Raw genomic sequence first — 3,046 nt, 5'->3', positions numbered from 1 at the left:
CGGATATGGCTGGGCGGCACCGACATCACGGATCCCAGGATCAACCAGGATGCCTGTCGGGCCAGAATCGGCGTGGTTTTCCAGCAGTTCAATCTCTTTCCCCACATGAACGTACTGAAAAACGTGACCTTGGGGGCCATCAAGGTTCATGGCATGCCCAAGGACCAGGCCAGGGAGCGGGCCCTGGATCTGCTGGATCGAATCGGCATGAAGAAGAAAGCAGGAGCCTACCCCGACCAGCTCTCCGGCGGCCAGCAGCAGCGGGTGGCCATCGTCCGAGCCCTGATGACCGACCCGGAACTGCTCCTACTGGATGAGATCACCTCAGCTCTGGACCCCATGTTGGTAGGCGAGGTCCTGGCCATGGTCTCGGAGCTGACCGCCGGAGGCACCACTATTCTCATGGCCACCCACGAGATGAGCTTCGCCCATCATGCGGCCAACCGGGTTGTCCTGCTGCTGGACGGCGTCATCGCCGAGAATGGAACACCGCAAGAGGTCATGGACGAGTCTGAGAATCCGCGAACCAGGGAGTTTTTCAGCCACTTCCGAGGACTGTGAGTTCCAAGGTTTCTGCAGTCTTCAGTTGACGGAAAACACTCTTCCTGCAGCCTTGGTCAGCTCCAGGGTGCGATCGGCATCCAGGGCCAACTGTCGTTTGAGGGGCTCTTCGCCCGCATACCGTTTCTGACCGCGCAGACGGCTGAGGAATTCCACCCTGACCCGGTGACCGTACAGGTCCACCCAATCCGGCCGGACGGCATTGGCCTCCAGGATTCTTGGCATCTGCTGGCCAGGAGCCAGGAAGGTCTCCTTGGTGCCGATGGAGATGGCGGCAGGCATCCGCCAGGGCGAACCCTGAGCCAGCCGTCCCTCCCGTCCCTCCGGCGTCGCCATAGGATCCGTAGGCAGACCAAGGTCAACCAGCCAGCCTGCATAGACTCCATCTGCGGGCATCATCCCCTGGCTGTCGGGAGCAAGATTGGCAGTCGGAAATCCCAAGCAACGGCCCCGTTGCTCCCCATGGACCACCGTTCCTTGAACCATGTGCGGTCGGCCCAGAATATCCAGTGCCGCATCCACATCGCCATCCAGGATCAACTGCCGAAGGTGAGAACTGCTCCAGGCTCTTACCTGATGTCGCTCCAGGCCGTCAGAGCCAGGTAGGATGCAGACTCCAGGGCCCTGGTCGTCCACTACTTCCAAGTCGAACAATCCAGTGTCCGCCAAGTCGCCAATCGCCTTGATATCGCCTACCCGCCCTGCGCCCATATGCGCATCGCGGCCCAAGACCAGAGCTCGCATGGTCAGCTGTTCGGTAAGCTGCTTGAGGAAGAACCGATAAGACTTGGCTGCAAAGGCCAGGGTGTATCGCACCACCACAACCTGATCCAGGCCCAGCTGAGCCATCAGCCGCATGCGCTCCTCCAGAGGCATGATCTGATCAGGGTCATGGCGAATCAGGTCCGGGGACGGTTCAGTCATGTCATGACTGTCAGCAAAGCTATGGACCAGTTTGGGACTGGGGTCGAAGACCAGGGCCATGGGCCGATCCCGATTCTTGGCTGCGAGCTCGACCACTCGGCGCAGGATGGCCTGATGGCCCCGGTGCATGCCATCGAAGACACCGATGGTGACCACGCTCGACCGGGCCCCCAAGGTTCCCGGCCACTTGACAATGCCCGACTCGTCCGGGCTGACATGGCTGACCTTCATCCGCTTCCCATCACTTAATTATGGCGGCCCCGAACCCGGGCACCGAAAATTCCTCAAGCACTGTATTCCCACCATCGCACCCTGGCAAGACCCTCGTGCTAAACACGAACCTGCGCACTCAAGCCTCAGGGCGGAAGACCACATCCGGCTTGGCCCCGCCTCGTGGACTGGGCACCAGGATAGCAGCTAGCCGCTGCCTGCCCTCAGGTCCGGCCAGAGCAGCCGTGGGCCCGGTGACAGACAGATCCAAGAATCCGCCGTTGGCCACTCTGGCGGCCTGCTCGACATCCAGATTCAGGACGGGCATTGTCATGCGTGCCGCCTGCACAAGACTCAGAGAGCCATCCAACATCGCCTGCCGGTCGCGGTCCAGGACCATGCGACTGCGAACGACCGTCTGACCCTGGCGATTCAGGTAGGTGTGAGGGACCACATGACCGCCCAGAACCCTGGATGCCAGGTCGGAATTCTCCAGGTCGAATGAACCCACTCGAATCCTTCTTAGGGCCGTCAAGTGGCCGCCCAGATCCAGGTGTTCGCCTAGATCACGAGCCAGGGCGCGGATGTAGGTGCCGCTGGAGCAAGTCACCTCCACGTCCGCATCGACCACCTTGACTCCCAGATCAGGCAAATCCACGCGACGAAAGTCAAGCAGACGGAAGGATGCAATCCGAATGCGTCGAGGCTCCAGCTTGACCTTCTGGCCCGCGCGAGCCAGGTCATAGGCCCGTCTGCCGTTGACCTTGATGGCGGAGAAGGCATCGGGCACCTGCTCGATCCAGCCGGTGAAACAGCCATCAATCAGATCCTGCAGACCCTGGGCTGTAAGCTCGTCCACCCTCTGCGCAGCTCCAGGACGCACCGGTAGCAAATCCCCATCCGCATCGTCCGTGGTAGTGTCCAGTCCCAGACGAATAGTGGCTTTATAGGTTTTGTCGTGGCCGACGATAACCGTCAGCAAGCGCGTGGCCTGGCCGAACCCTACGACCAGCAGGCCAGTGGCCATGGGATCCAGGGTCCCGGCATGGCCTACGCGACGCATGCTGAGGCCAGAACGAACGGCAGCCACCACGTCATGGCTGGTCACACCGCTCGGCTTGTCAACAAGGATGATGCCCGAGGTCGGTTCACCAGTGCCTGACTCCATACCATCCGACGACTCGGAAGCCTTTGCTCCATCGTTGCCTTCACTGGTCGGTTTCATCCGCATCCTCTGCCGCAGGTTCATCCGGGACGGAGTCCGACCCATCGGTCTCTTCCTCGTCGTCATGCCTGTATGGATCGGGGTCGCCGGCATAGCTGGCATTGACCCGGGCTTTGGCCATGGCCT

The 3,046-nt window shown here is 61.2% G+C and carries 3 protein-coding genes; 1 reads left to right on the top strand and 2 read right to left on the bottom strand.

What is annotated here, in order from left to right; all coding sequences use genetic code 11:
• Positions 1-561, top strand: a 561-nt coding sequence (locus tag AC0AP0_RS10995; RefSeq protein ID WP_490430492.1) for an amino acid ABC transporter ATP-binding protein, incomplete at its 5' end; no start/stop codon positions are given.
• A gap of 21 nt (positions 562-582) precedes the next feature.
• Here the strand turns inward: AC0AP0_RS10995 and ribF are convergent.
• Positions 583-1,716 carry a bifunctional riboflavin kinase/FMN adenylyltransferase gene (ribF, locus tag AC0AP0_RS10990; protein WP_490430491.1) on the bottom strand — a complete coding sequence of 378 codons (1,134 nt, stop codon included), beginning with the start codon at positions 1,714-1,716 and terminating at the stop codon, positions 583-585.
• A gap of 118 nt (positions 1,717-1,834) precedes the next feature.
• Positions 1,835-2,920: a tRNA pseudouridine(55) synthase TruB gene (gene truB / locus AC0AP0_RS10985; RefSeq protein ID WP_490430490.1), complete on the bottom strand. Its 1,086-nt coding sequence runs from the start codon at positions 2,918-2,920 to the stop codon at positions 1,835-1,837.
• Positions 2,921-3,046: the final 126 nt, after the last annotated feature.

The organism is Bifidobacterium sp. POST2/T3 (B1) (assembly GCF_058197115.1).
Note: the sequence above shows the minus strand (reverse complement) of the source record. Positions and strands in the feature narration are given on the sequence as shown.